Source organism: Winogradskyella damuponensis, from assembly GCF_039538385.1.
Classification (GTDB): domain Bacteria; phylum Bacteroidota; class Bacteroidia; order Flavobacteriales; family Flavobacteriaceae; genus Winogradskyella; species Winogradskyella damuponensis.
The window spans coordinates 1-26,245 of the sequence record NZ_BAABCB010000020.1; the positions used below are offsets into that span (position 1 = coordinate 1).

A 26,245-nucleotide genomic window follows, 5' to 3' on the forward strand; every position below is an offset into this window, starting at 1 on the left:
TCTGATTTATCCTTAAATTTAATGAATTGTAAACTTAAGCCGTGTATAATTAATTGCTTTGGCAAGTGCTTATCTGGAAAATTCCTTCGGAATTTTCTCTGGCAAGTATTTGTTTACTAAATTAGTTGCTTAACCACGCAACTAACCATACACAATCACGTTGTGCTTCATTACCACAAACCGCTAACCAATGATAAAATTCTTTAGAAAAATTAGACAAAATTTACTCTCTGAAAATAAATTCAGTAAGTACCTGATTTATGCCATTGGAGAAATTATTCTTGTTGTTATCGGAATTTTAATTGCATTGCAATTGAATAATTATAATGATGCCTTAAATAAAAATGATTTTGAACGAAAGGCACTTCTTAATCTTAAACTGGATTTTGAGTACAATCAATCAGAATTAAATAAATCTATTGTAGAACTAAAAGAAATTAAAAAAAATAGTTTCATAATTCTTGATAATACAGGTAGTAAATATCAAGCTTCATTCGATATCGATAGTTTACTGCAATCGGTTGGAAACGTTCCAAAATACTATCCTCAAAATGGGTTTTTATTGGATTTGATTAACTCGGGTAATCTCGGTATAATAAAAAACGATATTTTACGGAATAAACTTTCTTCTTGGTTACCAACACTTGAAACATTAAAAGACAGAGAAAAATCTGTAATTGATTTTTCTGATGACTTTATTAGATACATTATTAAAAATGGCAGTTGGTTAAATTCTGATGAAAAAACCAATGACGAAGAAATTACTAAAATAAGATTTCCTAAATCAGGATTTGAAATAAACAATAATGATCTACTCAAAAACATTGAATTTGAAAATATCGTTGAAAACCTGATTGTATATAAATCATTATTACTTGATAGACACGAAAAATGTATTGAACTGAATAAGGAAATAATTAATCTCTTGGAAACCGAAATTAAAAAATAACGAAAGCACAACAACGTATAAAATTAATTACTGGTAAAAACCTACTTACAAAAATCCTTGCGGATTTTTACTACACACAGTTCGCTTCGCTCGTGTCTATCTGGTTTTTATTTACTAAATTAGGTACTTAACCACGCCACTAGCCATAACACAAACACGTGAGTTAGACAACATTTGAAAAAACATTGAGAAAACAAGAATGATTTTAGATGATTTAGAATATATCACTATTGAAAACCAAACTACTGAATTTCCAAAGCACTTTCACGAAACGTTTTGCATTTCGCTAATACATTCAGGAATTGAACAAATTGATTTTGAACATCAAAGCCTTTTTAGTGAAGCTGGTTCTATTTCAATAACGAACCCTTACGAAATACATTCTAATCCACTATTTGACAAAACAACTCAATTGAAATTTGATACAATATACATTCCTAATCAATTGATGAAAGACATACTAAATGGAAAGAATATTAAATTTATAAACAGAAAAATAAATAGTAAAAACGCTAACAAATTGTTTATAGAACTTAAAAATGCTATTGATAAACAAGAAACTGAAAATATTGAATTTAATCTACATCAATTTATTAATACCATCAAATCGCACTCGCAAGAAAACGATAAAGAATATTCTGAATTAAATCTAAATAGTTTTAAGCAAATTAATAACTACATTGAAAAACACATTTGCGAAAAGTTTAGTCTAAATGAACTATCGAAAATTGCGAATATTAATAAATATGGATTTGCTAAAAAATTCAAAGCAGCTACAGGTATGACGCCAATTAATTACATATTGATGAAAAAAGTTTTTTCAAGTAAAATGTTAATTAATTCAAATACAGAACTTACAACATTAGCGTATCAATACAACTTTACAGACTTGGCACATTTTTCCAAAACGTTTAAGCGTTTTGTAGGAATTTCACCTAAAAAATACCAACAAAGCATTATTGAAAAACTATAATTGCCAATATTATACAAGTACTAATATTATGACTGCATTACATTTGGAAAAAATTTAAACCAAATGAAAAGAATATTAGCCCTCTCTCTTCTCTTTTTTATAATATCAAATTCAATTTTTGCTCAATCAACAGATGATTCTAATTCACATAAAAAATTTGTTGAAGATTTTGATTATTTAATCACAGAACTAAAATTACAACATCAGGGACTTTATGAATATGTCGGAAAAAATGAAACAAATGCGAAAATTGACAGTATACGAAACACATTAAAAAAACGTCAAACAAAATTAGAGTTCTACGAAAAGTTAAGGTATGTTATTGGATTAACCAACGAAGGACATACATCAATTGAGCTTCCAAAGGGGGCAATGATAAAACTTGGACTCTCAAAATCCTTTATACCATTAACGGTTAAATTATGTGATGGAAACTTGATTGTTACACAACATTATGGAAGCAATATTACACACCTTGAAAAAGGCGTTAAAATAGTTTCCGTTAACGGTAGAAAAATAACCGATATTCTTGAAAAACTTTACCCTTTAATCCCAACAGACGGTTTTAATGAAACCTCAAAACACGAATGGATTGGAGGCTTGAATTTCTCTTTACTTTACAGATTGGTTTACGGCAAAAAGAAAAAATTTGAACTTCAGATTCAAAAGTTCGGAAATGATAAAATTCAAACATTGACTGTTCCCGCCATCCGATTTACAAAATTCAAGACCAAAAATGCCAAATTTGCTTCACAAGATTTTGACTATAATCATTTTAAATTTGAGCAAATTAACGATTCCATTGCCTATTTGAGCATTCCTAGTTTTGGCGATGACAACCTAGATTACGAAGAGTTTTATCAAAAAAACTTCAAAAAAATAGATTCCCTGAACATAAAGCACCTAATTATTGACATTCAAGCCAATGGTGGAGGAACAGAAGGTAATGAAAATTTACTTTTTAGCTACTTATCTAACAAAGTCGTTCAGAAATACAAACAAGTAACAATGCTTCCAAAACCCTATCAAAAAAACAAAAGTAAACAAGGTTATATTGAGGATAAATGGACGTTTCAAAACACCTTTGCCAAGAGAGGAAATTTTACCCTGTACAGCGATTACTATTCCGATTTAGGCTATAAAAAACCGCAAAAAGAACTGATTTACAATGAAAAACTATACGTTTTGATAAGTGGCAGAACATTTTCGGGCGGTGCAGAATTTGCCAGCTTGATAAAAATGACTGACAGAGGAATATTCATCGGAGAAGAAACTGGTGGAACTTACGAAGGAAATGTTAGCGGGTATTCAGAATATGTGAAATTGCCAAATTCAAAAATTGAGGCAAAAATCCCGACTGTTCATTTTCAAATTAATGTAGAACCAAAAATAAAAGGACGAGGGGTAATACCTAACTACGAAGTACCTCAAACTTGGAAAGCTTATTTGAATGGAAAAAACACAAAAAAAGATTTTACAATTAAAAAAATAATGGAATAAAAACGTTGCCTAACAATGGCTATAAGTAATTGTTTGTTCTCGCCTACTACTGAAAATCCTTGTTATTTTTTGCTACGCACAGTTCGCTTCACTCATGTCTATTCGGTTTTTATTTGTTAAATTAGGTACTTAAACACGCCACAAACTCACTTACAGCCACTTATGATTGACACATATATCAATACAACGCTAATTATTATCTTGATTTGCCATTTAGCAGCCATTATCGTCGCTTACAAAAAGAGGAAATCAACATTAATAATTCCGTATTTAAATATGGTTATAGTAATCGGTATATTTGTCTTTTGGACCACCACTATTCCGAATATAAAAGAGCATCACTTTGAATTTAGAGAAATAGTGGTCATTGGTTTAGAAGCTTGTATTTTACTATTTGCCCTTTGCGCTATTTTTGGTTTTTTTAATAAAACCTACGTCAAAGTCTTAAATGCTATTGGATTTGGACTTCATTTATTGACAACAATAGGCCTACTTTATTATATGTTAGCATTCAAATTTGATAGCCTTTATTAATGATAAATTATACCTAACTATGAAGGTTCTCACATTTAACATATGGATTTTATTACTTGTATGTATGCCATACACGGGATATACACAATCAGAAAAGAACATGACAAACGATTCGATTACAATACCTTTAAAAACAGGAAAAAATCCTAGTATTCAATTTGAAAAATTAGTTATAGAACCTTCAAATCTATTCATTCAATCAACATTAATAAATAACGACTCACCGCAAATTCAGCTAGAATTAAACGTATTTGAAAACAATACTAAATACGCTACTTTCCTATGGTGTTATGATGCGTTTAGTGATCGTAAAAAAGCAAACTATCCAAAAGCATATCAAAACTATTCTTTTGATTTAAAAATGGATAAAGACGACGTAGCGTTAGTTATTACACAATTAGACTTTGAAAAACCAATGTTTATAGATTTGGGTCAAACTGCTGTAATTGGTAACCTTGAAATTATATTTAAGGATTATATTGGAGAATGGTCTGAGGATATAAATGGCAACCAAACCGATGCCTTTAACTCATATCATATGTTGTTATCAGAAGACGAGGCACAGAAAATGGTGTCTTTTACGTCTCTAAATAATACTGAAGATAAGGGTATAACTATAGAATGGAAGCATTATAAAATTATAATCTTAGAAGATTCTGAGAAAACAATAAAGCTAATGGTGTTTAAAAACGATTCTAACAAAAACTAAGTATTCAACTCAAAAAATGAAAATCCAAGACCTATTAAAAACCACTGAGCACAGACCTTGGAAAATACCCACTGAAAATTGGAAATTCTATCAAGAGTGGAATAATACCATATTTCTTCATTGGGAAGTTGAATTAGAGGAACTCAAAAAATTTGTACCAAAAGAATTAGAAATGGACCTTTTTGAGGGCAAACCTTGGGTTTCCGTGGTAGCATTCACTATGGAAAAAATCAGACCTAAATACTTCCCATCGCTCTCCGCAGTTTCAGATTTTGATGAAATTAATATTAGAACTTATGTAAAATCGGGATCTAAAACCGGTGTCTATTTTTTAAGTATTGAAGGGGGAAAACGATTCTCTTGTAAAATTGCAAAAGCAATTTCTGAACTTCCATATCGTTATTCAAAAATTAAGAGAACAGCAAACCAATACCAATCATATAATGCTGCCTTTAATGACAAACTGGATGTTAGATTCTCAATTGGAGAAACGCTTAAAACAAAATCAGAGTTAGACCGATGGTTAACGGAAAGATACGCCCTTTTTCAAGATACAAAACAAGCTATAAACGCGTTTGAAATTCACCATTTAGAATGGCCAATTCATCACATTAACATCACTGCAATTGACTTCAATTACCAAAGGTTTAAAAACCTTCTAAAAAACGAACCAAACAAAGTTCAATATTCTAAAGGTGTTAATGTTGTTGCTTGGGGAAAGACCAAAAAAGATAAAACTAGCTATAACAAGGTCTAAAAATTAGAGTATATCTTCGTCCTTCTTATACAAAGTAGGTAAACTAATTTTATAGCGCACGGCAATTAATCGCACAATAATAACTACCAAACCTGCAATAACAAATAAATAGTTTCTGTCCTCAAAAAATTGAAGTAGTAAAAAATAAGTTAAGCCTCCCAAGATACAAGCTGTTGCATAAATTTCTTTTCTAAAAACTACAGGAATTTCATTACATAAAATATCTCTTAACACACCTCCAAAACATGCCGTCATGGTTCCCATTGCAATACAAATAAGAGGATGTAATCCTGCCACAAGTCCAGTTTCTACACCAACAACAGTATAAAGTGCAATACCAATAGTATCGAATAAAAAAAGTGATTTTCTAAGGTAACTGATGCGTTTTCTAAAAACAACAGCAAATGCAGCAGAACCAATAATAACATACACAAAAGTCATATTTCGCATCCATGAGACAGGTTCAATGCCAATCATAACATCACGTAATGTACCACCGCCAACTGCTGTAACAAAAGCAATTATGAGTACGCCAAACGGATCCATACGTTTGTTCATGGCTATTAATGCGCCAGAAATAGCAAAAGCTATAGTTCCTAATATATCTACAATTTGAAAAAACATGAATGTATTATGGTTTCATTTTAGTTATTCTGTACTTAAAACAGAATTCACTTGATTAATGAGATTAGCTACGCTGAATCTACGATTTTCTAATTACATGTTTTGAGTGTAATAGTTATAATCCTTTATTACTTTCGCTACAAAATCTATTGGTTTCTCTGTTGTCTCTATTGCCATCACTTTTAAAAGGCGATAGTGTAAGTTTACTATGACATTATGGTTTCCATTTCTAATGGCATCATCATATAAATTTTTAATAGTTTGCATATCACTATCATTTAACACCGTTACTTGGCTGTATACAGGAACATAATCTAACGGAATATCTTTAATAAGTGTATCTTCAATGGTCAATTTTTCTTTTTCACTAATTACAGTTGTACCTGCAGCAATATCACCAATGCGCTGTCCATTGCCTTTTAATAAAATGGTTACTACTGCACCACCACCAGAGGTCAAAGCCACATCTACAATACGTAAAATCCATCTTACAAAGTAATTCGCAAAACTCGGTTTAGAACCATCTAATTTTACAACCCTAGTCTTCATTAACATTTTCCCTATAGTTTTTCCATCGAAAAAAGTTTCTAGCAAAACATAATACAAAAATGCAGGTAAAGACACCAATAAATAAATAGCCCAAGTATCACCTGGATCCAAATTTAAAGTGGTTAAAAGTAATATTGCAGATATAGAATAAAGAAGAATTACAGCACTATCTATAAGGTAACCAAACATTCTATCACCAATACTAGCAACATTTTGATTTATCCCTACATTTTGGGCTGTTTCTATTTGAAATTCATCCATATTTTCTTTTCTTTGGAAGTCTAAAAAGGGATTATAATGCGCGAGGCAGCTTTTGTAAAGCAAAATAAAGATAAATGGTTAGAATTTGAAAATATTCTAACTAATAATACTCAAATCGATCCCGATTTACTTTCTGATCTATATATAGAAGTTACCGATCATTTAAGTTACGCAAAAACATTTTATTCTAATAGCAACACAGAACGCTACCTTAATCAGCTCGCATCTAAAGCTCATCAACGTATTTATAAAACTAAAAAAGAACCTAAAAATAGACTCATTGGCTTTTTTAAAACGGAGTTCCCAACGATGTTCTATCAACATCATCGCGAACTATTTATTACCTTTTTAACCTTTGCTTTTTTTGTTTTTATAGGTGCATACTCTACGGCTACTGATGCCGATTTCGTAAGGTCTTTTGGACTTAACGATGCTTATGTAAATATGACATTAGAGAATATAGAAAAAGGTGATCCAATGGCTGTATATAAAGAGCAAGGTGAGTTTAATATGTTTTTAGGTATTACTTTAAACAACATAAAAGTAGCTTTATTTGCTTTTGGCTATGGTATTTTACTAGGTATTGGTTCCTTATATTTTATGATGCAGAACGGCATTATGCTAGGTGGTTTTCAATACTTTTTTTACGAGCAAGGCTTATTATGGGAATCTGCGCGTACCATTTGGATTCACGGTACTATTGAAATATCTGTTATTATTGTCGCTGGCTGCGCTGGTCTTGTTATGGGAAATGGCATGTTATTTACAGGGACACTCCCTAGATTAGAATCCTTTAAGCGTGGCGTTATTAATGGCTTAAAAATTCTTATGAGTACTATACCGTTTTTTATAATCGCTGGTTTTTTAGAAGGTTTTGTTACCAGACATACCGAAATGCCAGATTGGCTCGCTATATTAATTATTTCGAGTTCACTTGCTCTAATCTTATTTTACTACGTAATTTACCCCATTAAATTACACAAGAAGTCTAAATTAAATATTGAACAAAAAAATACAACAACATTAACACTTTCCCAAACCAATTAAATAATGAACAAACCATACATTGAATTTAGAAAACAACGCGATTTTAGTAGTATTTTAAGTGATACTTTTGGATTTATTAGAAACGAATTTAAACCTTTTATAAAAACAGTTATCAATATTGCAGGTCCTGCTATTGTTGTTTTTATGATTGCACTTGCAGCTTACAATTATGTCTCTGGAGATGTCCTTAACTTTAGCTCTTTTGGAGAGCCTAGTTTTAACTCTTCGAGTGTTTTTGTTATAATAACCACAGCCATTTTTTACTTAATTTCTGCAATTGCAGCATATATACTTACTGTAGCTTCTGTTCTTTTTTATATAAAGTCTTATGTTGATAACAAAGGGGTTGTTGATCCAACAGAGGTAAAAACCAATGTACACAAGTCGTTTTGGTCCTTTTTAGGGTTAAGCTTTTTAAAAGGTATTACCTTATTTATAGCTGCTTTACTTTGCTTTCTCCCTGTGTTCTACGCAATGATTCCTATGGCAATTGTCTTTAGTATTTATGTTTTTGAACCTAAACGTTCTACATCAGATGCATATAGTCAGAGTTTTAAATTAGTAAATATAGATTTCTGGACCGCTTTTGGAGCATTCCTTATTTTAGGTGTAATTTATTATGTTCTTGGTATGGTCTTTTCTATTCCTACAGTTATTTATACTCTAATTAGTACAGGTGTTTTTTCTGGCGAAATTGACCCCGCTAATATGAGCACTTTTTCTCAAGATCCTATTCTCATTTTCTTGAATGTGCTTAACACATTCTTTCAGTTCTTTTTAAACATCATTTTAATTGTTGGTGGAGCTATTATATATTTTCATCTGCATGAAAAAACAAACTTTACTGGAACTTATGATCGTATTAGTGAAATTGGAAAAATAGAAGACTAAATGCTTGTATATAAATGGTTTCTTATTTGTTTTTGTATTGGGCAATTTTCTTTTGCGCAACAAAACGAGCAACCTATATTATACGATGATTCCGTAATAGAAAAGCAACACATTTCCGAAAAAGACTTAGAAACGTATAAAGCCGATGACGATTTTAATTATACCGAAGTTGTAGCCGAAGAAAACTTTTTTGATAAAGCAAAACGATGGCTAAGAAACTTCCTTATTAAGTTTTGGGAATCTATTTTTGGTGTTGGCACTGCCACAGGATTTCTTTACTTTATGTTTCGAATTTTGCCCTATATATTATTAGGCGTTTTAATCTTTTTATTAATTCGGTTTTTCCTAAAAGTTAATTCAAACAACCTAATAACCAAAGCAAAAAAAGAAGCCTCAATATCGTTTACTGAAGAAGAACAAATCATTAAAAATGAAGATATTAATGCTTTGATAAAAGATGCTATTCAGCAAAAAAATTACAGATTGGCCATTCGGTATTACTATCTACTTTCTTTAAAACAATTAACTGAAAGCGATCATATTTTATGGCAGCCTCAAAAAACAAATGAAGATTACATCAATGAAATTGAAAAAGATCATTTAAAAATCGATTTTAAAAATATCACTAGAATTTATGATTATGTATGGTACGGAGAGTTTAATGTCGATGCTATAAAGTTTGAAACTTTAAAATTGCCTTTCGAAAATTTAAATAAAACAATTACAGCACCTTGAGTAAAAAAGGAAAACTATATATCGTACTTGTGGCTTTCGCAATTTTATCAATTGTTGTAATAGAAATGACCAAACCTAAACAACTCAATTGGTTTCCGTCTTATGCTACACATCATAAAATCCCTTTTGGCTCTTATGTCTTTAATGAGCAGTTAAAACGTGTTGCCAATACTGTTAATATTATAGACAGACCGCCTTTTGAGTACTTAAAAAACAACACTATTAATGGAACTTATCTGTTTTATAATGGAGGGATTAACTTTGGAAACGAAGAATTAAATAGTTTATTAGATTGGGTAAGCAAAGGAAACACACTAATGGTTTCTGCCGTTGGTTTTGAACATAAATTACTAGATACTTTAAACCTAGATACTAAAGCCGTAAATATTATTGACAATTTTAATAACAAATATCAAGTAAAACTAGTAAACCCTTTGTTAGCTAATAATACGTCCTATAAGTACGAAAAAGCAACAACATTCTATTATTTTAATAAAATTGACACTCTAAAAACTTCAGTTATTGGATTAATTGATAAATACAGAGGTGCAAACAAACCAATTAAAGATTCTTTAATCAGCAGTATAAAACAGCCCTTTGGTAAAGGTGAAATTATACTAAACACATTTCCTCAGGCTTTTACTAATTACTTTATATTACAATCCCCTAATCAAAATTATACCGCAGGACTTTTATCATATATAGATACCAGTAAGCCAATTTATGTAGACACTTATTACAAGACAGGAAAGACCTTTTACACTTCTCCAATGTATTTATTTTTAAATACTAAATCTTTAAAATGGGCCTATTATCTGGTATTAATTGGAGCATTAATCTATATTATTTTCGAAGGTAAACGAAAACAACGTGCCATCCCAATTATAAAACCTTTAAAAAATCAGACTGTAGACTTTACCAAAACGATTGCCAATATGTATTACGAAAACGGAAAGCATAAAGATATTGCGCAACATAAAATTCATCATTTTTTAGAGTATATTAGAAATACAATGCACTTATCAACTGCAGACATAAACACTAGTTTTTTAAAAAACTTAGCTGCAAGAAGTAATAATACACTTGAAGACACACAGACTTTATTTAAACTTATTAGAAGTTTAGATCAAAAAACAGAAATAAGTAATATCGAATTAGAAAGGCTAAATAGCTTAATAGAACAATTTAAATCCCATAATCAATGGAAGATACCGACATAGTAAACGACGACTTAAATTTTGATAATAGAATACAATTAGAAGGTTTAAAAAATGCTGTAGAAAGTATTAAAGCCGAATTGCGAAAAGTTATTATTGGGCAAGATCATTTTGTAGAACTACTTATTGTGGCATTATTGGCAGATGGTCACGTTCTTATAGAAGGTGTTCCTGGTATTGCTAAAACCGTAACAGCAAAATTATTTGCAAAAGTATTAAAAACAGAATTTAGCCGAATTCAATTCACACCCGATTTAATGCCAAGTGATGTTTTAGGAACCTCTATTTTAAATATGAAAACTTCGGAATTTGAATTTAAAAATGGTCCCATTTTTTCAAATATCGTTCTTATTGACGAAATTAACAGAGCTCCTGCCAAAACGCAAGCTGCATTATTTGAAACCATGGAAGAACGTCAAGCTACAATAGATGGCACAACCTATAAATTTGAGAATCCTTTTATGGTTTTAGCAACTCAAAACCCTATTGAACAAGAAGGAACTTATGCGTTACCAGAAGCACAATTAGACCGTTTTATTTTTAAAATCAAAGTAGATTATCCGTCTTTAGAAGATGAAATTAAAATTATTGCCTCACATCACGAACGCAAAGGCGAGAAACCACAAACAAGAATTAACGCCATTTTAGATGTCGCTTCATTAGAAGATTACAAAAGCAAAACACAAGAAATTCTTGTTGAAGAAAAAATCATTAAATATATCGCAGAGATTGTTTCTAAAACTAGAAATCATCCACATTTATATCTTGGTGGTTCGCCAAGAGCTTCGATCGCTATTTTAAATACAGCCAAAGCTTTTGCAGCCATAAACGGACGTGATTTTGTGATTCCAGAAGATGTAAAAAAATCGTTAAACCCTGTACTTAACCATCGTATTATCTTAACGCCAGAACGCGAAATGGAAGGTATGACTACTGAAAACGTAATTGAAATGATTGTACAATCGGTTGAAGTACCACGATAGTCTCAGTAAGCAGTAAGCAGTAAGCAGTAAGCAGTAAGCAGTAAGCAAATATGAAATTTTTAAAATCATTATACATACACAAACAGCTCTATATGTATATAGCTCTGGCATCGGTATGCTTTCTGTTATCGTATTGGATCCCTGTTTTATACGCTGTAGCCTGGATATTAACTATTTGCATAATTGTATTATTATTAATTGACATACTACTACTCTATCAACCAAAAAACGCTTTAAATGCAAGGCGAATTTTACCCGATAAATTTTCGAATAGTGACAACAACCCTATTCCAATTACAATAACCAATAATTATGGCTTTAAAATCCATTTAGACGTTATTGACGAGTTACCTGTACAATTCCAAAAACGGGATTTCTCTTACCAAACCTCTTTAAATCCAACTCAGAATCACAATTTTGAATATTTAGCAAGACCTGTAGATAGAGGTGAATATTACTTTGGCCACCTCAATATATTTGTATCATCTGTTTTAAAAATTATAAAACGAAAATATAAATTTCAAAATCAGCAAATGGTAATGGTTTATCCATCCATTATTCAAATGCAGAAGTACGATTTTCTAGCCATAAGTAACGCACTAACCGAAATTGGCTTAAAAAAAATTAGACGTATCGGTAATACTTCAGAATTTGAACAAATAAAAGACTATGTCCAAGGCGACGATTTTAGAACCGTAAACTGGAAAGCCACGGCAAAACGCGCACAGTTGATGGTCAATCAGTTTCAAGACGAAAAATCACAACCTATTTACTCTATCATTGATACTGGTAGAATAATGAAAATGCCTTTTAATGGCTTAAAACTATTAGATTATGCCATTAATTCAACCTTGGCCTTTAGTAATGTAGCCTTAAAAAAACATGATAAAGTTGGTATGATTTCATTCTCAAAAAAGATTGAAACCTTTTTGCCTGCCATTCAAAAACTAACGTACCTCAACCGTATTTTAGAAACCTTATACAACATAGACACACAATTTACCGATAGCGATTTTGGTTTACTTTATGCGCAATTAAAACGAAAAGTTACCCATCGTAGCCTGCTTCTACTCTACACCAATTTTGAACACATTAGTGGTTTAAAGCGTCAAATGCCCTACTTGCAAGCCATTTCTAAAAAACACATGCTTGTTGTTGTCTTATTTGAAAATACAGAATTAGATACAATCTTAAATGAAAATGCAGAAGATTTACAAACCATTTATCATAAAACCATAGCCGAAAAATTTGCTTTTGAAAAACGATTGATGGTCAAAGAGCTTCAAAAACACGGCATACAGTCTATTTTAACGGCTCCCGAGAATTTAACAATTAATACTATTAATAAGTATTTAGAAATTAAAGCTCGTGGACTTTTGTAATTACTTTTCTAAATTTAAAAAGTAACTCATAAGTTTTTAACCCGAATAACAGTTCATCTGTATAAAATTACAATTCAGTAAAGTCAATTATATAAACTGAAGTGTTTGTTAGATATTTGAATCATCAACAAAAAAGAACAGGATCTTACACTAACCATTAAAAACTTAAATCATGAAAAATTTACTTTTAACTTTCGCTTTAGCATTAACAACTTTATTCAGCTTTTCTCAGGACTCTAAAACAAGCATCACTGTAACTATAGATAACGTAACAAGTGATAAAGGCACCGTTAAATTATCTTTACATACAGCAGACACATTTATGAAAGGAAAAGGACTCATGAGTACCCAATCTAAAATAAAAGATGGAAAAATTACAGTCACTTTTGAAAATGTTAAGCCAGGCGACTATGCTATTATTGCTTTTCATGATGAAAATGAGAATAGTAAAATGGACTTTAGAGAAAATGGAATGCCATTAGAATCTTATGGTATGTCTAATAACTCTATGGCTTTTGGACCACCAAATTATAATGATGCAAAATTTACAGTTGCAGATAAAAACTTAGATTTAAATATTCGTTTCTAATAAAACACTCAATATACTCAAACAAAAAAACTTCAGATTTCTCTGAAGTTTTTTTTGTAACTAAAAGCTTGTATGACCTTTAAACTGTTTCACCCAACCACGCTTTCATCATCCAAACCGTTTTTTCTTGTTCAGTAATGAAATCACTCATCATTGAATTAGTTCCTTCATCATTAGCTTCTCCAGCTGTTTCTAAAATTCCTCTTTCTATTTTCAATAATTCTGACAATGAATCTACAATTAGTTGAACTGCTTTTTCATCTTTAGAAATATTTTTTCCAACCGGTACTTTTGCCGCTTTAGTGTAGTCTTCAAAGGTATGTAATGGCGTAGCGCCTAGTGTTAAAATACGCTCTGCTATTTCATCTACTTTAAGGTTCGCATCTGTATATAATTCTTCAAATTTCACATGAAGATTAAAAAAGCCACGTCCTTTTATGTTCCAATGAATACCTCTTAAATTTTGGTAGTACAATTGAAAATTTGCTAATAACTGGTTTAATTCATCAGCTAATACTTTTGTTTTTTCGGTATCTAAACCGATGCTATTAAGTGTCATAATGTGTTGTTTTTTTGTTTATTCAAAGTTACGATTTAAATAAGCCTTATTTCGTATAGTTTTTATGAATACTTTATATACTTTTATAGTCTAAATTAATAGTTATGACCATTACACAACTAAAATATGCTTTAGCCATAGCAGAACATAAGAATTTTACCAAAGCAGCAGAAAAATGCTTTGTAACACAACCTACCTTAAGTACTCAGATTCAGAAATTAGAAGACGAATTAGACATTACTATTTTTGACAGAGGTAAGAAACCAATTGAATTAACAGATGTTGGAAGAAAAATTGTTTTTCAAGCCAGAAACATTGTAAATGAAGCCGATAGAATTCAAGATATTGTAGATCAACAAAAAGGATTTATAGGTGGTGAGTTTAGGTTAGGTATTATTCCTACCGTTATGCCAACATTGTTACCAATGTTTTTAAAGAATTTTATAAAGAAATTCCCAAAAGTTAAATTAAAAATTGAAGAATTAACCACTGAAGAAATTTTAACGCGTCTTAGTGATGGCCATTTAGATGCCGCTATTGCAGCCACACCTTTAGAGAGTGACAATATAAAAGAGCGTGTTTTATATTATGAACCTTTTGTGGCTTACATCCCAGAAAACCACCGATTAAAAGACAAAAAAACCATTGAAGTTTCTGATTTAAGTATTGATGACATGCTGCTTTTAGAAGATGGTCACTGCTTTAGAGATGGCGTTATTAATCTCTGTAAAACATTTAAAGATCAAATTGATGAAAATTTTCAATTGGAAAGTGGCAGTATAGAAACGCTCATAAAATTATCTAATGAAGGTTTGGGCATGACATTATTGCCGTATTTACACACTTTAGATGTGAGAGAAAAATTAAACCCTAATTTAAGACACTTTAAAGAGCCCTCTCCTGCTAGAGAAGTGAGTATTATTTATCATAAAAGTGAATTAAAAATGCAAATCATCAACGCATTACACGATGTTATTTCTGGTATCATTAGAGGTGCAATTGCATTTCAGAATGTAGAAATTATTAGCCCAAAGGCTAAGTAATAAAAGATTAAAACTAAAAAAAGCGTCCCAAGGTTATTGGGACGCTTTTTTTATGCTTTTAAATAAATTAAACATTGATTTAATTCCGGGTTTTGATTGATTAGGGACTGAATATATATTCTAAGTTCTTCAAGTTCGTGAGGCAGTAATCGCCTAACTGCTTTTTGTACTTCCTTGCAGAATAATGTCGCATCAAAACTCACTTTGCTAAGTACAATTTTAGTGTACTCGTACATCGCTCTCGCCATAGTTTATTTTTAGTTTTAGGTTTAACAAAAGTAGATGTTCTCTATAGGCTATTGTTTCAATTATGTCTTAAAGATAATAAAAATTAACAATGAAACTCATTTTCACAGAAAGTTTAACAGCTTCTTATGTTAAAAGTTTGGAAATAACTCCTTTAAAATATTTATGAATGCAAAAACAAACCACCAAACCCGTAACAAACTACAAAACAGCCAGTTATTTATTTTTAAAATCTATTATCACCATCTAACAAATCGCCTAAGCCTCCTAAAATACTACCTTCTCCTTTAGACTTTCCACCTCTTGGTACAGAAGCTAAAACACGTCCTGCCAATCTACTAAATGGTAAAGATTGAATATATACTTTTCCTGGTCCTTGAAGCCTTGCAAAAAATAAGCCTTCTCCACCAAAAATGGAATTTTTTATACCTCCAACAAACTCAATATCGTAATCTACACCTTGTGTAAAACCAATAATACACCCTGTATCTACACGTAACGTTTCGCCTGCGGCCAAAGTTTTTACGGCTGTGGTGCCACCTGCATGAACAAATGCCATACCATCTCCTTCTAACTTTTGCATAATAAAACCTTCACCTCCAAAAAGTCCACGTCCTAATTTTTTAGAAAACTCAATACCTACACTAACCCCTTTTGCTGCGCATAAAAAAGCATCTTTTTGGCAAATAAATTTACCGTCATATTCCATTAAGTCAATCGGAATTATTTTTCCAGGATAAGGAGAAGCAAAAGACACGTTTCGTTTACCTACAAGATCGTTATAAAAAGCTGTCATAAATAAGCTTTCGCCTGTAAGAATACGTTTTCCAGCTCCAAGTATTTTACCTAAAAGGCCTGTATCTTTTTCTGAACCATCTCCAAAAATGGTATCCATTTTTATACCATCGTCCATCATCATAAAGCTTCCTGATTCTGCAATTACGGCTTCTTGCGGATCTAACTCTATTTCTACATATTGCATTTCTTCACCATAAATTCGGTAATCTATTTCGTGTGCGTTTCTATCGCTAAAATCTGGTAATTTTTCCATAATTAATGTATTGTTTTAAGATTGATTCACTTATATGTTGATAGAATATGTAAATTGTTACAGTTTATAAAAATTTCAATTACTAAATTTATTATGCCTATTTACGGTAAACTTTAAAAGCAAAATCTATGACTTTACTTTTAGTGTCCATTCAAAATTAAAAGAAGAGACTTCTACTCCATCTGCATTTACTCCATTAGCATTTAACCAAACTGTTTGCCCTTCACCTGTTTCTATTGCTTTTGATATTGCGTCATTAATCTTTTCACCTTCAACACACTTAAATGTAATTCTTCCTGTAGCTTTTTTAGTAAATGATGCGTTATTACTTGCAACCAACATAGATATTTTTTTTCCGCTTTCTCTTATCTTTTGCATAACTAAAGCACCAGTAGTTAACTCTGCCGCCATACCTTGCACAGCCCAAAACATAGATTTAAATGGATTTTGATTTACCCAACGATGTTTTACCGTAACAACACAAGAGTTATTATTTAATTCTTGAGTTCTCACACCTGTAAAATATGCTGCAGGCAGCTTAAACATTAGATATTTATTGAGTTTAGAAGGAGTGATTTTCATATAGATTGATAATATTTTTCACTAAAATAATCGAAAAAACTCAACATAACTAATGTTAATAAAATGTTAATTTTTAGTACTATGCGTAACATAATACCTTTTTAAAGACATATATTTGTATAAGCAACTATTATATACTTTTAAACATGTTAAACAATCATCATAAAAATTTAGCGACATTTATACACTTGTCTACCTTTTCTAGGTTTGTAATTCCGTTTGGGAATTTTATTGGTCCAATAGTATTATGGGCAGCTAACAAGGATAAATCAGAATTTATAGATACGCATGGTAAGCAAGCCATTAATTTTCAGATTAGTGTTTTACTCTATGCTATTATTATAGGCACTTTAAGTGTTCCTTTTTTCATCTTTAAGTTATTTAGAGGCTTAGATGTTATAGATTTTCATGGTTTTCATGATTTTCATATTAATGTAGGCGAGCCTTCCCCTTTATTATATATAGGAGGTGGATTGGGTGCATTGGCAGTAATCGCTTTTATAATAGAATTAGCTCTTATTGTTAAAGCGAGCTTATCGGCTAGAGATGGACAGACGTTTAAATATCCTTTTACCATCAATTTTTTAAAATAATTAATGTTGAATTAATTTCAGCAACCAAAATATTCATCAATCGGTACTGAACGTACTTCAGTATCACAAATCAATCAAAAAATGAACAGTTTAATAGAATTTAAGAATTATATCATATGAAGATAGAAAACACAAAAGCACAAATGCGTAAAGGTGTTTTAGAATATTGCATATTATCCATTTTAAAAGATGAAGATGCTTATGTTGCAGAAATTCTAGGCACACTAAAAGACGCAAAAATGCTTGTTGTAGAAGGAACCATATATCCACTATTAACAAGATTAAAAAACGCTGGATTACTCAATTACCGTTGGGAAGAATCGACATCTGGACCACCAAGAAAATATTATGGACTTACCGAAACAGGAAAGCTGTTTCTTAATGAATTAAACTCAACCTGGAGCGACTTACAAAATGCCGTTAACCTAGTAACCAATACAAAAACAACAAAGAAATGAATAAAACAGTCAATATAAATTTAGCAGGTATATTCTTCCATATAGATGAGGATGCATACCTTAAATTGCAACGCTATCTTGAGGCTATAAAACGTTCATTTACAGACTCTCAAGGTCGTTCAGAAATTATAGCAGATATAGAAGCTCGTATTGCAGAATTATTCTCTGAACGTATACAAAACGAAAAACAAGTGGTTGGTGTTAAACTCGTTGACGAGGTTATTGCCATTATGGGGCAACCAGAAGATTACCTCGTAGATGACGAAATCTTTGAAGATGAACCTAAACAACACTACAAACAAAAATCAACAACATCGAGACGATTATTTAGAGACACAGACAACTCTTATGTTGGTGGTGTTTCTGCTGGTTTAGGTCATTATTTTGGTATTGATGCCTTGTGGATTAGAATTGTTTGGTTTCTTTTAATATTTGGTGCAGGTACAGGTTTTCTGCTTTATATTTTACTTTGGGCATTAATACCTGAAGCAAAAACTACAGCCGAAAAACTAACCATGACTGGTGATCCGGTAAATATCAGTAATATCGAAAAAAAAATTAAAGATGGTATTGATACCGTTTCTGAAACGGTAAAAAATGTAGATTTAAAAAAACATGGAGACAAACTAAAAGAAGGCTTTGATCATGTATCTGATAATATATCGGAAACCGTAAAAGGTGTTAATTTTCAAAAGCAAGGCAGTAAACTAAAATCGAGCTCTCAAAACTTTTTTGATGGCATTGGTTCAATTATCATGTTCTTCTTAAGAGTGATTGCAAAATTCATTGGTATTATCTTAATTATTGTAGGTATAAGTGCTTTAATAGCCATGATAATCGCTTTATTTACTGTAGGAATCACTGATGTTATTCATTTCCCTGGCATGGATTTTATTAATGCCTCTAATGCGGCTAATATTCCTATTTGGCTAATGTCGTTACTACTATTTTTTGCTGTAGGAATTCCATTTTTCTTTATATTCTATTTAGGTTTAAAGATTTTGGTAAACAACCTAAAGTCTATAGGGAATATTGCAAAATTTGCATTATTAGGTCTTTGGATTGTCTCAATTATTGGACTCATTATTACAGGAATTAAACAAGCCACAGAACAAGCATATGATGCGAATTTCACTAAAGTTGACGACACTTTAAATATTGCTTCAGGCGATACACTGAAAATTAAAATGGTTGGTCACGATGAATATAACAAACATTTGTATAGCGACAATAATGGCTATAGAATTAGTAGTACAGATGATGGTAACAATATTATATCAACAACAGATATAAGGCTTACTGTAAAATCTACCACAGACTCTTTAGCTAGCATAAAAATTATTGCTTTGGCAAGAGGTAGTAGTTATGAATTAGCAAGAAAACGAGCTAATGAAATTAAATACAATTATTCTATAGTAAATAACGAACTAAAATTAGATTCATATTTAATTACGCATGCTTCAAATAAATTTAGCGATCAACATATTGAAGTGATATTGTACCTACCTGAAGGTAGCATCTTTATTGCCAACAGCAATACACAAAATTTTCGTCGCTATTATAAATCTTCAAACGAAATTCTGAAGCGAGGAATGGAAAACCATTTCCTAAAAGTAAAAGAAGATGATGTTGAGTGTTTAGATTGCGATGATGAAATTGAGAATGAAGAATTCATTGAAGAAACAAGCGAAATTATTGAAACCATTACTAATAAAGAAAAATCAGAAGTTACCATCTCAATTAACGAAGAGAATGGTGTTAATATTGAAATTAATGACAATTGAAACCAAAAATTCTACAAGTCATCACATTTTAATATACCATTAAGCCTAATCAACTTAAATTTATAAAAATTTCATCAATCAAAAAACCAACAGAAATCATGACTACATTAACAAGAATTATCGTAACTAGTATTATTAGTTTATTAATGCTATCCTGTAACTTTTCCATGAATTTTGGACAAGGAATAGATGGTAATAGAGAAGTTATCACAGAAGAGAGGACTATTTCTAATGACTTTAACGAAATTAAAATTAGCCAAGGTTTAGACCTCTACATTACTCAATCTAATAATGTTAATTTAAGCGTTGAGGCAGATGCAAATCTTCACGATCTAATTATGACAGATGTAGAAAATAATATATTACGAATTTATTCTACTCAAAATATAAGAAGTGCATCTTCAAAAAAAATTAGACTCAACCTTAAAGACATTTCTGTAATAAAAGCCACAAGCGGTAGCGATGTTTATTCTACAAACACCATTGAAGTTGACAAACTGGAATTAAACACAACAAGCGGATCAGATATTACATTAGACGTAAAAACGCTAACATTATATTGTAACTCTACAAGCGGAAGCGATATAAAAATTAGCGGTACCACAAAAGCACTCACTGCATCTGCAACAAGTGGAAGCGATATTGATGCCTCTAACCTTTTGGCTGAAACATCTGATGTAAAAGCCACAAGTGGTGCTGATATTTTTGTAAACACCACAAAAGCGTTAACCGCTAAGGCTACAAGTGGTGGAGATATTAAATATTATGGAAATCCTGAAAAAGTAGAAAAAACTGACACATCTGCTGGTAGTGTAAAACAACAATAATCATTTAAGTTTAGATATTTATTTAACCCACAAAACACTAACAACCAATCAATTATAAATCATCCTAAATTCTAATTAGAGTTTGGGATGATTTTTGTATATCTTAGTTTAATAACTTTTATTTGACCTATATTAAATAGAAATCATTAATATTGACAATTAAAATAGATCTAAGCGGTAGAAAACCTTAAAAAGTGACCAATTTGATACGTTTTGTGTCTCTTAAAAGACAGTAAACTTTAGAATATGAAAAAAATATTACTCATTCTGCTTTTAATGATTGTTGCTACACCTATTGCATCAGCTCAATCGGCAGAAAAAATTAAAGGAGATAGAAATGTCACTATTAAACAAACATATATTGATGATTTCCATTCGATTGTAGTTGATGGTGATTTTTCAATAGAAGTTGTCTATAATAGTAAACCTTCTGTAAATGTAGAAGCAGATGATAACTTACATGAAGTTATTCAGTTTAATGTTGTAGATGGTGTCCTTACTTTTGTTGAAACCATTCGTATTTCATCTAAAAAGAAACTAAATATTACTGTAAACTATAGTGATGGCCTTCATACTATTGAAACTAGAGGTGACGGAGAAATTAGGTCATTAACCTCTATGGAGCTTGGCGATGTTACTTTAACAACTGCAGATAATTCTAGAGCGTATTTAAATATTAACGCTAAAACTATCACTTATAAAGCTTCAGGAAAATCGAAAACACGGTTAAATCTTACTGCAGATACTACAAAAATTGAATTAAGTGACAACAGTAAGTTAGATGCCTTAATTAATAGTAAAGTTGCAGACTTTGATTTATACCAACGTTCTGATGCTGTTATTGAAGGTACTGCAAATAGTTCTGTTATTAGATTAGATAACTCAACCAACTTTAACGGTCCAAAATTCGACGTTAAAACTGCAGATACAAGTATTGAAGGCAGTAGTGATTTAACGATTGCTGCAATTGATCAGATTTCTATTGCGGCTTCTGGGAATAGTGAAATTTATTTATTTGGAAGTCCTGCAATAACAATTACGAAATTTGAAGACACAGCTAAATTGCAGAAGAAAAAACGCTAAATAAGACTACTAAGGCTCTAGTATTTTAAGAGAAAACTGAATCTCTATTTTAGGTGAAACTTTTACCATACCTAACATTTTTGTTGGTGCAGTTAAACTAAAATCATTGATATCTAAAGGCATTACTCCACTTACATGTAAATCGTTATTATTAATTACAGAAATAGGAATCGTATAAGTGTTTACGATATTGCTAATGTTAATTTCTATAGTTGCTGTAATAGAGTTTGCTTTTGTTTTAGATTTAGAAAGCTTTTTTAACTTGAGTGTTATTTCTGGAAACTCTTCAGTATTAAGTAATTTATTAAAATCTTTATTTATAGCCTTACCTCCACAGTTAAACTCTAAATTAGGAAGTATTAATTTGGTATCGTTAAACTTAACGATACTATCTTCATCTTTGTATGTAATATTAATAGCTTCTGAAATGGCAGTCATATCAAACTGACATTCAAAAGTACTGACATTCGTTTTTCCTTTAATTTTTAGATAACTTTCAGAAGAAAGGTTTATAGTAGATTCCTTAAATTTAGACACGTCCATTTTAGGAATAAAGCTCGCAGATCCTAAAAAAAATAAAATTATATATGATAATGTCTTAAGCATAACTAAAGATTAAAAAACAAGGCCTCTATCGTAATGACAAAGGCCTTTTTATTTATTAGTACTTAGAAACTAATTACAGCTTCAAGTATAACTCCATCAAATTTACCATCTTCAAGAAGGTCTCCTGCTGGGTAATCATTATAACTTTGGCTTACGTACTCTGCTTTCATTAGAACATTCTTAGTTAAGAACCAACCTGCTCCTAATTGAAATCTATCAATACTTACATCATCACCTCCAGCTAATTCTGCACTTACAGTATTGTAACGTGCGCCTAAAAACACATTTTCAGTTTCTCCAAATCTGTAAATAACTTCACCTGCATATTGGTTAGCATCTCTTCTGTCTGTTTCTGCTAATGCTTTACCTGATGTTATTTCAATCGTACCAAATACTTCTAATCCACCATATTTCACAAATGGATTAATCATAATTGCAGTAATTTGATTTTTGAATCCAGGATCAAAACGTCCAGATCTAAAATTATCACTAGTTGCAGTAGCATCTTGCATAATATTATAATATCTAGAACCTGCTCTATCTGCAGAATACAAATATACATTTGGTGCATATCCTGTATTATATAAAGATCCTGTTAATCTGAATCTGAAATCATCATTGATTTGTTTATCATAACCTAACTTTGCTAAAAAAGCAGCACCACCTGTTGTTCCATCAGATACAGTTGTACTTTGGTTTAATTTACCATTAGTAAATCCTATCATACCAAAAAGTCCCATATCTGTTGTGTAATATACTTCTGCTCCAACTTCTGTTGTAAATGAATCCATTATTAAGTTTCCAACAAATGGGTTGTATAGTGCTTGTGCATTATCACTTCTTCTAAAATGCGCATCACCATAGTTGTTTTCCATATGTCCAATTTTAATCGTTGTATGCTTCATTAGGTCTTCCATAAAACCTTCTCTAATAAAATCTAATTTGTCTATTTTAAAATAGCCACCTTTTACATAAGGCTCATGGTGGTGTCTAGAAGACAAATACGTTCTTAAATGCATGCTTACACCATCATACAGTGCTACATCTAAATCTAAATTAGCTGTTGCTAAGTTAAAGTTGCTACCTACTTCTGCTAAAGGTAATGTACCTGAATTTTCGTTATCTAGCGCTTGGTATTGAAGAGCAAATGAACCTCCAATTCTAACATACAAGTCTTCAAAAGAAGTGATTGTATCCTTTTTTGCCTCAAAAACATTGACACCTCGTTGATCTGGTTGCCTATAATTATCGAAGTCTCTTTTATTTTTTGTCTGTGCAGATAAAGAATACCCCATTGTCAATACAATGATAAAGCTTACGAGTTTTAGTGCTAATTTCATAATTTATTGGTTTAATTTTTAATTGATTTTGAATTATATTATTTGGTTTCGAATACAGATTTGAATTCGATTTTAATTGCATCTCCTGTTTTAATAGTTCCTAATAATGCTTTAGGTGGATCAATTCCAAAATCTGTCATTTTAAATGATTTTTCGCCATTGAGTAAAACCTTATTTCCCTCTAGTTTTAGAATCATATCTATAGACATATTTTTTGTAACACCAGCAATAGTCATTTTACCTGTTGTAGAAACTTTAAACGATTTATCGGATAACTTCTCTATTTTTTTAACCGATACAAGGTCAAAAGTCATAGTTTTATAATCCTCTGTTTTTAAGGCCTTATAAGTGTTTTTGTCCATTGAAGATTTCCCACTTTTAAGACTCTCTGCTTCTACAGAAAAACTTAAAGTTTTAATTTCTAAATCTCCTGAATGCGCAATAACAATTTTACCTGATTGCTTTTCTGTTTCTAAGGTCCAATCGTGTAAAGAAGATGTACCATGAACTTCTAGAACTGAAGCGTTATTATTTAAGATATAATTTTGAGATAAAGCAACCTGAAAAGAAAAAAGACTGCTTAAAAATACTGTTAGAAAAAATACCGGAAATTTAATTGAATGTTTCATAGTTGCGTTTTTATGTTTGTGCAAAGATTTACATAAAAAGCATTTTAATTTATGACAAAAGTCATACATCAATTATTTCTTACAAAAAATTAACGCTTAAGGTATTTTAAAATTTTGCATAAAAAAGCCGAAGTTTATTTGCTTCGGCTTTTAGTTATTAAGATTGTAATAATAGCTTTTTCTAACGTTGGTATGTTTCAACTAGCGTTCCTTCTCCACTTATATTAGTTGTCCACTTTAAAATAGATTCTGTTAGCTCATTAACTTCTAAAACATAAGCTTCTAAACCAGCTTCTGAGTCATCCCAAGTTATTGTAAGTGTGGTTTCATTTTTAGTCCAGCTTCCAAATTCAGATATATTTTCTCCATTAATTCCGAAGCCTCCATATATAAATTCAACGCGATTATTAGATGTAAATTTCACTGTATTACTATCAGGAACACCTATATTATTCCCATTAAAAACACTAGAGACACCTGTCCATGTTCCTATTAGTAATGAATTATTTGCATTATCAGTACTGTCATCACTTGAGCACGATACCAAAATTAAAAATACAAACGCACCTAATAAGTATTTCTTCATTAAGCTTACTTTTATTTAATTGTAACTAGAAGTAGCCACCTCAAAATCAGAATCTTTAGCTGCCAAATAACGTTCAGCATCTAAAGCAGCCATACAGCCTGTTCCAGCAGCAGTAATTGCCTGTCTGTACACATGGTCTGCAGCATCTCCACTTACAAAAACTCCCTCTACATTGGTTTTACTTGTTCCTGGTTTTGCGTTGATAATATAACCTGTTTCATCTAAATCTAAAAAGTCTTTAAAAATATCTGTATTGGGTTTATGACCAATTGCTACAAAGAATCCTGTAGCTTCAATATCGTGTTTTTCATTGGTTTTGTTGTTATAGACTCTAACTCCTGTAACCACTTGTCCATCACCTAAAACCTCATCTGTTTCAGTGTTGAAAAGTATTTCAATATTTTCAGTATTCTTTACACGTTGTGCCATGATTTTAGAGGCTCTAAATTCATCACGTCTTACCAACATGGTTACTTTTTTACAAAGTTTAGATAAGTAGTGAGCTTCTTCACAAGCAGAATCTCCAGCTCCTACAATTACTACCTCTTGATTTCTATAAAAGAAACCATCACAAACAGCACAAGCAGAAACACCGCCTCCTAATTTTAAATATTTTTGTTCAGAAGGTAAACCTAAATATTTTGCAGATGCTCCTGTAGAAATAATAATAGTATCTGCATGAATTTCTTTCTCTTCATTTACCCAAACTTTATGAACATCTCCTGAAAAGTCTACTTTAGTTATCCAACCATGGCGCACATCAGTACCAAAGCGTTCTGCTTGCTTTTGTAGCTCAATCATCATTTCTGGTCCCGTAATTCCTTCTGGGTATCCAGGAAAATTCTCAACTTCATTGGTAGTTGTTAATTGACCACCAGGCTGCTCTCCTTGGTATAAAACAGGAAACATATTAGCTCTTGACGCATAAATTGCAGCTGTGTAACCTGCTGGGCCAGAACCTATAATTAAACACTTTACTTTTTCAATTGTATCAGACATATTATGTATTTTATTACGTAAAACAAAAGTAGGTTTTTTGTATAAATCCTTACATAGAAGTTATTAACAGTAATTATAGTATCATAAATATTTTAAATCATGGCTTCTTTTACTCATAATTTCGTAATTTAAAGGTGTTTAATAGTAAAACCCAAGAAA

30 protein-coding genes are annotated in these 26,245 nt (G+C 31.1%); 19 read left to right on the top strand and 11 right to left on the bottom strand.

Annotated elements, in window-relative coordinates:
- Positions 1 to 190: 190 nt before the first annotated feature.
- From ABD730_RS11750 to ABD730_RS11775, 6 genes are all read left to right on the top strand, one after another.
- Positions 191 to 949 (top strand): hypothetical protein, encoded by a 759-nt coding sequence (locus tag ABD730_RS11750; protein ID WP_344714804.1) that lies wholly within the window; start codon positions 191 to 193, stop codon positions 947 to 949.
- Positions 950 to 1,148: 199 nt separating this feature from the next.
- Complete coding sequence (locus ABD730_RS11755; protein ID WP_334470878.1) at positions 1,149 to 1,922, top strand: AraC family transcriptional regulator; 774 nt, start codon at positions 1,149 to 1,151, stop codon at positions 1,920 to 1,922.
- 63 nt (positions 1,923 to 1,985) lie between these two features.
- On the top strand, positions 1,986 to 3,422 hold the full coding sequence (locus ABD730_RS11760) for a S41 family peptidase (RefSeq protein ID WP_344714807.1): 1,437 nt from the start codon (positions 1,986 to 1,988) through the stop codon (positions 3,420 to 3,422).
- Positions 3,423 to 3,584: 162 nt separating this feature from the next.
- Positions 3,585 to 3,956, top strand: coding sequence for a hypothetical protein (locus tag ABD730_RS11765; RefSeq protein ID WP_344714809.1), 372 nt, complete (start codon positions 3,585 to 3,587; stop codon positions 3,954 to 3,956).
- A gap of 19 nt (positions 3,957 to 3,975) precedes the next feature.
- Positions 3,976 to 4,665 carry a hypothetical protein gene (locus ABD730_RS11770; protein WP_344714811.1) on the top strand — a complete coding sequence of 230 codons (690 nt, stop codon included), beginning with the start codon at positions 3,976 to 3,978 and terminating at the stop codon, positions 4,663 to 4,665.
- A 16-nt stretch (positions 4,666 to 4,681) separates the two neighbouring features.
- Positions 4,682 to 5,422: a YqjF family protein gene (locus ABD730_RS11775; protein ID WP_344714813.1), complete on the top strand. Its 741-nt coding sequence runs from the start codon at positions 4,682 to 4,684 to the stop codon at positions 5,420 to 5,422.
- Positions 5,423 to 5,425: 3 nt separating this feature from the next.
- Here ABD730_RS11775 and ABD730_RS11780 read toward each other — a convergent pair whose 3' ends face one another.
- Both ABD730_RS11780 and ABD730_RS11785 read right to left on the bottom strand, forming a co-directional pair.
- Positions 5,426 to 6,046 (bottom strand): trimeric intracellular cation channel family protein, encoded by a 621-nt coding sequence (locus ABD730_RS11780; RefSeq protein WP_334470868.1) that lies wholly within the window; start codon positions 6,044 to 6,046, stop codon positions 5,426 to 5,428.
- A gap of 93 nt (positions 6,047 to 6,139) precedes the next feature.
- On the bottom strand, positions 6,140 to 6,856 hold the full coding sequence (locus ABD730_RS11785; protein ID WP_334470866.1) for an RDD family protein: 717 nt from the start codon (positions 6,854 to 6,856) through the stop codon (positions 6,140 to 6,142).
- A gap of 36 nt (positions 6,857 to 6,892) precedes the next feature.
- Here ABD730_RS11785 and ABD730_RS11790 point away from each other — a divergent pair, with 36 nt between their 5' ends.
- From ABD730_RS11790 to ABD730_RS11820, 7 genes are all read left to right on the top strand, one after another.
- On the top strand, positions 6,893 to 7,903 hold the full coding sequence (locus ABD730_RS11790) for a stage II sporulation protein M (RefSeq protein WP_334470864.1): 1,011 nt from the start codon (positions 6,893 to 6,895) through the stop codon (positions 7,901 to 7,903).
- Positions 7,904 to 7,906: 3 nt separating this feature from the next.
- Positions 7,907 to 8,794: an SLC5/6 family protein gene (locus tag ABD730_RS11795; protein ID WP_344714816.1), complete on the top strand. Its 888-nt coding sequence runs from the start codon at positions 7,907 to 7,909 to the stop codon at positions 8,792 to 8,794.
- The gene (locus ABD730_RS11800) at positions 8,795 to 9,529 is read left to right on the top strand and encodes a DUF4129 domain-containing protein (RefSeq protein WP_334470860.1); all 735 of its coding nucleotides are present in this window, start codon (positions 8,795 to 8,797) and stop codon (positions 9,527 to 9,529) included.
- Positions 9,526 to 10,749: a DUF4350 domain-containing protein gene (locus tag ABD730_RS11805; RefSeq protein ID WP_344714818.1), complete on the top strand. Its 1,224-nt coding sequence runs from the start codon at positions 9,526 to 9,528 to the stop codon at positions 10,747 to 10,749. The genes ABD730_RS11800 and ABD730_RS11805 overlap by 4 nt, the downstream gene beginning before the upstream one ends.
- Positions 10,731 to 11,729, top strand: a complete 999-nt coding sequence (locus tag ABD730_RS11810; RefSeq protein WP_334470856.1) for an AAA family ATPase — start codon at positions 10,731 to 10,733, stop codon at positions 11,727 to 11,729. Before ABD730_RS11805 ends, ABD730_RS11810 begins: the two co-directional genes overlap by 19 nt.
- A gap of 50 nt (positions 11,730 to 11,779) precedes the next feature.
- The gene (locus ABD730_RS11815; RefSeq protein ID WP_334470854.1) at positions 11,780 to 13,111 is read left to right on the top strand and encodes a DUF58 domain-containing protein; all 1,332 of its coding nucleotides are present in this window, start codon (positions 11,780 to 11,782) and stop codon (positions 13,109 to 13,111) included.
- 172 nt (positions 13,112 to 13,283) lie between these two features.
- Complete coding sequence (locus tag ABD730_RS11820) at positions 13,284 to 13,700, top strand: DUF2141 domain-containing protein (protein ID WP_344714821.1); 417 nt, start codon at positions 13,284 to 13,286, stop codon at positions 13,698 to 13,700.
- Between the two features lie 79 nt (positions 13,701 to 13,779).
- On the opposite strand, the gene ABD730_RS11825 is transcribed toward ABD730_RS11820, so the two are convergent.
- Entirely contained in the window at positions 13,780 to 14,259 is a 480-nt protein-coding gene (locus ABD730_RS11825) for a Dps family protein (protein ID WP_215924477.1), read from the bottom strand.
- A 104-nt stretch (positions 14,260 to 14,363) separates the two neighbouring features.
- Between ABD730_RS11825 and ABD730_RS11830 the strand changes: the two genes are divergently transcribed.
- Complete coding sequence (locus ABD730_RS11830) at positions 14,364 to 15,302, top strand: LysR substrate-binding domain-containing protein (RefSeq protein ID WP_215924476.1); 939 nt, start codon at positions 14,364 to 14,366, stop codon at positions 15,300 to 15,302.
- Between the two features lie 50 nt (positions 15,303 to 15,352).
- Here the strand turns inward: ABD730_RS11830 and ABD730_RS11835 are convergent, their stop codons facing one another.
- The 3 genes from ABD730_RS11835 to ABD730_RS11845 all read right to left on the bottom strand — a co-directional run bounded on the left by ABD730_RS11835 (position 15,353) and on the right by ABD730_RS11845 (position 17,181).
- Entirely contained in the window at positions 15,353 to 15,550 is a 198-nt protein-coding gene (locus tag ABD730_RS11835; protein ID WP_334470840.1) for a hypothetical protein, read from the bottom strand.
- Positions 15,551 to 15,774: 224 nt separating this feature from the next.
- A complete protein-coding gene (locus ABD730_RS11840) occupies positions 15,775 to 16,599 on the bottom strand; it encodes a TIGR00266 family protein (RefSeq protein WP_344714825.1) in 825 nt (274 codons plus the stop codon).
- A gap of 126 nt (positions 16,600 to 16,725) precedes the next feature.
- Positions 16,726 to 17,181: a DUF4442 domain-containing protein gene (locus tag ABD730_RS11845; protein ID WP_215924468.1), complete on the bottom strand. Its 456-nt coding sequence runs from the start codon at positions 17,179 to 17,181 to the stop codon at positions 16,726 to 16,728.
- Positions 17,182 to 17,327: 146 nt separating this feature from the next.
- Between ABD730_RS11845 and ABD730_RS11850 the strand changes: the two genes are divergently transcribed.
- The 5 genes from ABD730_RS11850 (at position 17,328) to ABD730_RS11870 (ending at position 21,926) form a co-directional block, all read left to right on the top strand.
- A complete protein-coding gene (locus ABD730_RS11850) occupies positions 17,328 to 17,774 on the top strand; it encodes a DUF4870 domain-containing protein (RefSeq protein ID WP_215924466.1) in 447 nt (148 codons plus the stop codon).
- 116 nt (positions 17,775 to 17,890) lie between these two features.
- Entirely contained in the window at positions 17,891 to 18,232 is a 342-nt protein-coding gene (locus ABD730_RS11855; RefSeq protein WP_215924464.1) for a PadR family transcriptional regulator, read from the top strand.
- The gene (locus ABD730_RS11860; protein WP_334470835.1) at positions 18,229 to 20,016 is read left to right on the top strand and encodes a PspC domain-containing protein; all 1,788 of its coding nucleotides are present in this window, start codon (positions 18,229 to 18,231) and stop codon (positions 20,014 to 20,016) included. The genes ABD730_RS11855 and ABD730_RS11860 overlap by 4 nt, the downstream gene beginning before the upstream one ends.
- Before the next feature lie 98 nt (positions 20,017 to 20,114).
- On the top strand, positions 20,115 to 20,843 hold the full coding sequence (locus tag ABD730_RS11865) for a head GIN domain-containing protein (protein ID WP_334470833.1): 729 nt from the start codon (positions 20,115 to 20,117) through the stop codon (positions 20,841 to 20,843).
- A gap of 246 nt (positions 20,844 to 21,089) precedes the next feature.
- On the top strand, positions 21,090 to 21,926 hold the full coding sequence (locus tag ABD730_RS11870) for a GIN domain-containing protein (protein WP_344714830.1): 837 nt from the start codon (positions 21,090 to 21,092) through the stop codon (positions 21,924 to 21,926).
- 9 nt (positions 21,927 to 21,935) lie between these two features.
- On the opposite strand, the gene ABD730_RS11875 is transcribed toward ABD730_RS11870, so the two are convergent.
- The 5 genes from ABD730_RS11875 to trxB form a co-directional block, all read right to left on the bottom strand.
- Positions 21,936 to 22,532 carry a YceI family protein gene (locus ABD730_RS11875; RefSeq protein ID WP_344714832.1) on the bottom strand — a complete coding sequence of 199 codons (597 nt, stop codon included), beginning with the start codon at positions 22,530 to 22,532 and terminating at the stop codon, positions 21,936 to 21,938.
- A gap of 62 nt (positions 22,533 to 22,594) precedes the next feature.
- Positions 22,595 to 23,872 carry a hypothetical protein gene (locus ABD730_RS11880; RefSeq protein ID WP_334470827.1) on the bottom strand — a complete coding sequence of 426 codons (1,278 nt, stop codon included), beginning with the start codon at positions 23,870 to 23,872 and terminating at the stop codon, positions 22,595 to 22,597.
- 38 nt (positions 23,873 to 23,910) lie between these two features.
- The gene (locus ABD730_RS11885) at positions 23,911 to 24,501 is read right to left on the bottom strand and encodes a YceI family protein (protein ID WP_334470825.1); all 591 of its coding nucleotides are present in this window, start codon (positions 24,499 to 24,501) and stop codon (positions 23,911 to 23,913) included.
- Positions 24,502 to 24,682: 181 nt separating this feature from the next.
- Positions 24,683 to 25,087, bottom strand: coding sequence for a lipocalin-like domain-containing protein (locus ABD730_RS11890; protein ID WP_344714835.1), 405 nt, complete (start codon positions 25,085 to 25,087; stop codon positions 24,683 to 24,685).
- A 15-nt stretch (positions 25,088 to 25,102) separates the two neighbouring features.
- Complete coding sequence (gene trxB, locus ABD730_RS11895; protein WP_215924450.1) at positions 25,103 to 26,086, bottom strand: thioredoxin-disulfide reductase; 984 nt, start codon at positions 26,084 to 26,086, stop codon at positions 25,103 to 25,105.
- Between the last annotated feature and the right edge of the window lie 159 nt (positions 26,087 to 26,245).

Excerpts from the sequence above, each read along its gene's own strand:
- ABD730_RS11750 (WP_344714804.1), top strand. The coding sequence starts at position 191 with ATGATAAAATTCTTTAGAAAAATTAGACAAAATTTACTCTCTGAAAAT.
- ABD730_RS11755 (WP_334470878.1), top strand. The coding sequence starts at position 1,149 with ATGATTTTAGATGATTTAGAATATATCACTATTGAAAACCAAACTACT.
- ABD730_RS11760 (WP_344714807.1), top strand. The coding sequence starts at position 1,986 with ATGAAAAGAATATTAGCCCTCTCTCTTCTCTTTTTTATAATATCAAAT.
- ABD730_RS11765 (WP_344714809.1), top strand. The coding sequence starts at position 3,585 with ATGATTGACACATATATCAATACAACGCTAATTATTATCTTGATTTGC.
- ABD730_RS11770 (WP_344714811.1), top strand. The coding sequence starts at position 3,976 with ATGAAGGTTCTCACATTTAACATATGGATTTTATTACTTGTATGTATG.
- ABD730_RS11775 (WP_344714813.1), top strand. The coding sequence starts at position 4,682 with ATGAAAATCCAAGACCTATTAAAAACCACTGAGCACAGACCTTGGAAA.
- ABD730_RS11780 (WP_334470868.1), bottom strand. The coding sequence starts at position 6,046 with ATGTTTTTTCAAATTGTAGATATATTAGGAACTATAGCTTTTGCTATT.
- ABD730_RS11785 (WP_334470866.1), bottom strand. The coding sequence starts at position 6,856 with ATGGATGAATTTCAAATAGAAACAGCCCAAAATGTAGGGATAAATCAA.
- ABD730_RS11790 (WP_334470864.1), top strand. The coding sequence starts at position 6,893 with ATGCGCGAGGCAGCTTTTGTAAAGCAAAATAAAGATAAATGGTTAGAA.
- ABD730_RS11795 (WP_344714816.1), top strand. The coding sequence starts at position 7,907 with ATGAACAAACCATACATTGAATTTAGAAAACAACGCGATTTTAGTAGT.
- ABD730_RS11800 (WP_334470860.1), top strand. The coding sequence starts at position 8,795 with ATGCTTGTATATAAATGGTTTCTTATTTGTTTTTGTATTGGGCAATTT.
- ABD730_RS11810 (WP_334470856.1), top strand. The coding sequence starts at position 10,731 with ATGGAAGATACCGACATAGTAAACGACGACTTAAATTTTGATAATAGA.
- ABD730_RS11815 (WP_334470854.1), top strand. The coding sequence starts at position 11,780 with ATGAAATTTTTAAAATCATTATACATACACAAACAGCTCTATATGTAT.
- ABD730_RS11820 (WP_344714821.1), top strand. The coding sequence starts at position 13,284 with ATGAAAAATTTACTTTTAACTTTCGCTTTAGCATTAACAACTTTATTC.
- ABD730_RS11825 (WP_215924477.1), bottom strand. The coding sequence starts at position 14,259 with ATGACACTTAATAGCATCGGTTTAGATACCGAAAAAACAAAAGTATTA.
- ABD730_RS11830 (WP_215924476.1), top strand. The coding sequence starts at position 14,364 with ATGACCATTACACAACTAAAATATGCTTTAGCCATAGCAGAACATAAG.
- ABD730_RS11835 (WP_334470840.1), bottom strand. The coding sequence starts at position 15,550 with ATGGCGAGAGCGATGTACGAGTACACTAAAATTGTACTTAGCAAAGTG.
- ABD730_RS11840 (WP_344714825.1), bottom strand. The coding sequence starts at position 16,599 with ATGGAAAAATTACCAGATTTTAGCGATAGAAACGCACACGAAATAGAT.
- ABD730_RS11845 (WP_215924468.1), bottom strand. The coding sequence starts at position 17,181 with ATGAAAATCACTCCTTCTAAACTCAATAAATATCTAATGTTTAAGCTG.
- ABD730_RS11850 (WP_215924466.1), top strand. The coding sequence starts at position 17,328 with ATGTTAAACAATCATCATAAAAATTTAGCGACATTTATACACTTGTCT.
- ABD730_RS11855 (WP_215924464.1), top strand. The coding sequence starts at position 17,891 with ATGAAGATAGAAAACACAAAAGCACAAATGCGTAAAGGTGTTTTAGAA.
- ABD730_RS11860 (WP_334470835.1), top strand. The coding sequence starts at position 18,229 with ATGAATAAAACAGTCAATATAAATTTAGCAGGTATATTCTTCCATATA.
- ABD730_RS11865 (WP_334470833.1), top strand. The coding sequence starts at position 20,115 with ATGACTACATTAACAAGAATTATCGTAACTAGTATTATTAGTTTATTA.
- ABD730_RS11870 (WP_344714830.1), top strand. The coding sequence starts at position 21,090 with ATGAAAAAAATATTACTCATTCTGCTTTTAATGATTGTTGCTACACCT.
- ABD730_RS11875 (WP_344714832.1), bottom strand. The coding sequence starts at position 22,532 with ATGCTTAAGACATTATCATATATAATTTTATTTTTTTTAGGATCTGCG.
- ABD730_RS11880 (WP_334470827.1), bottom strand. The coding sequence starts at position 23,872 with ATGAAATTAGCACTAAAACTCGTAAGCTTTATCATTGTATTGACAATG.
- ABD730_RS11885 (WP_334470825.1), bottom strand. The coding sequence starts at position 24,501 with ATGAAACATTCAATTAAATTTCCGGTATTTTTTCTAACAGTATTTTTA.
- ABD730_RS11890 (WP_344714835.1), bottom strand. The coding sequence starts at position 25,087 with ATGAAGAAATACTTATTAGGTGCGTTTGTATTTTTAATTTTGGTATCG.
- trxB (WP_215924450.1), bottom strand. The coding sequence starts at position 26,086 with ATGTCTGATACAATTGAAAAAGTAAAGTGTTTAATTATAGGTTCTGGC.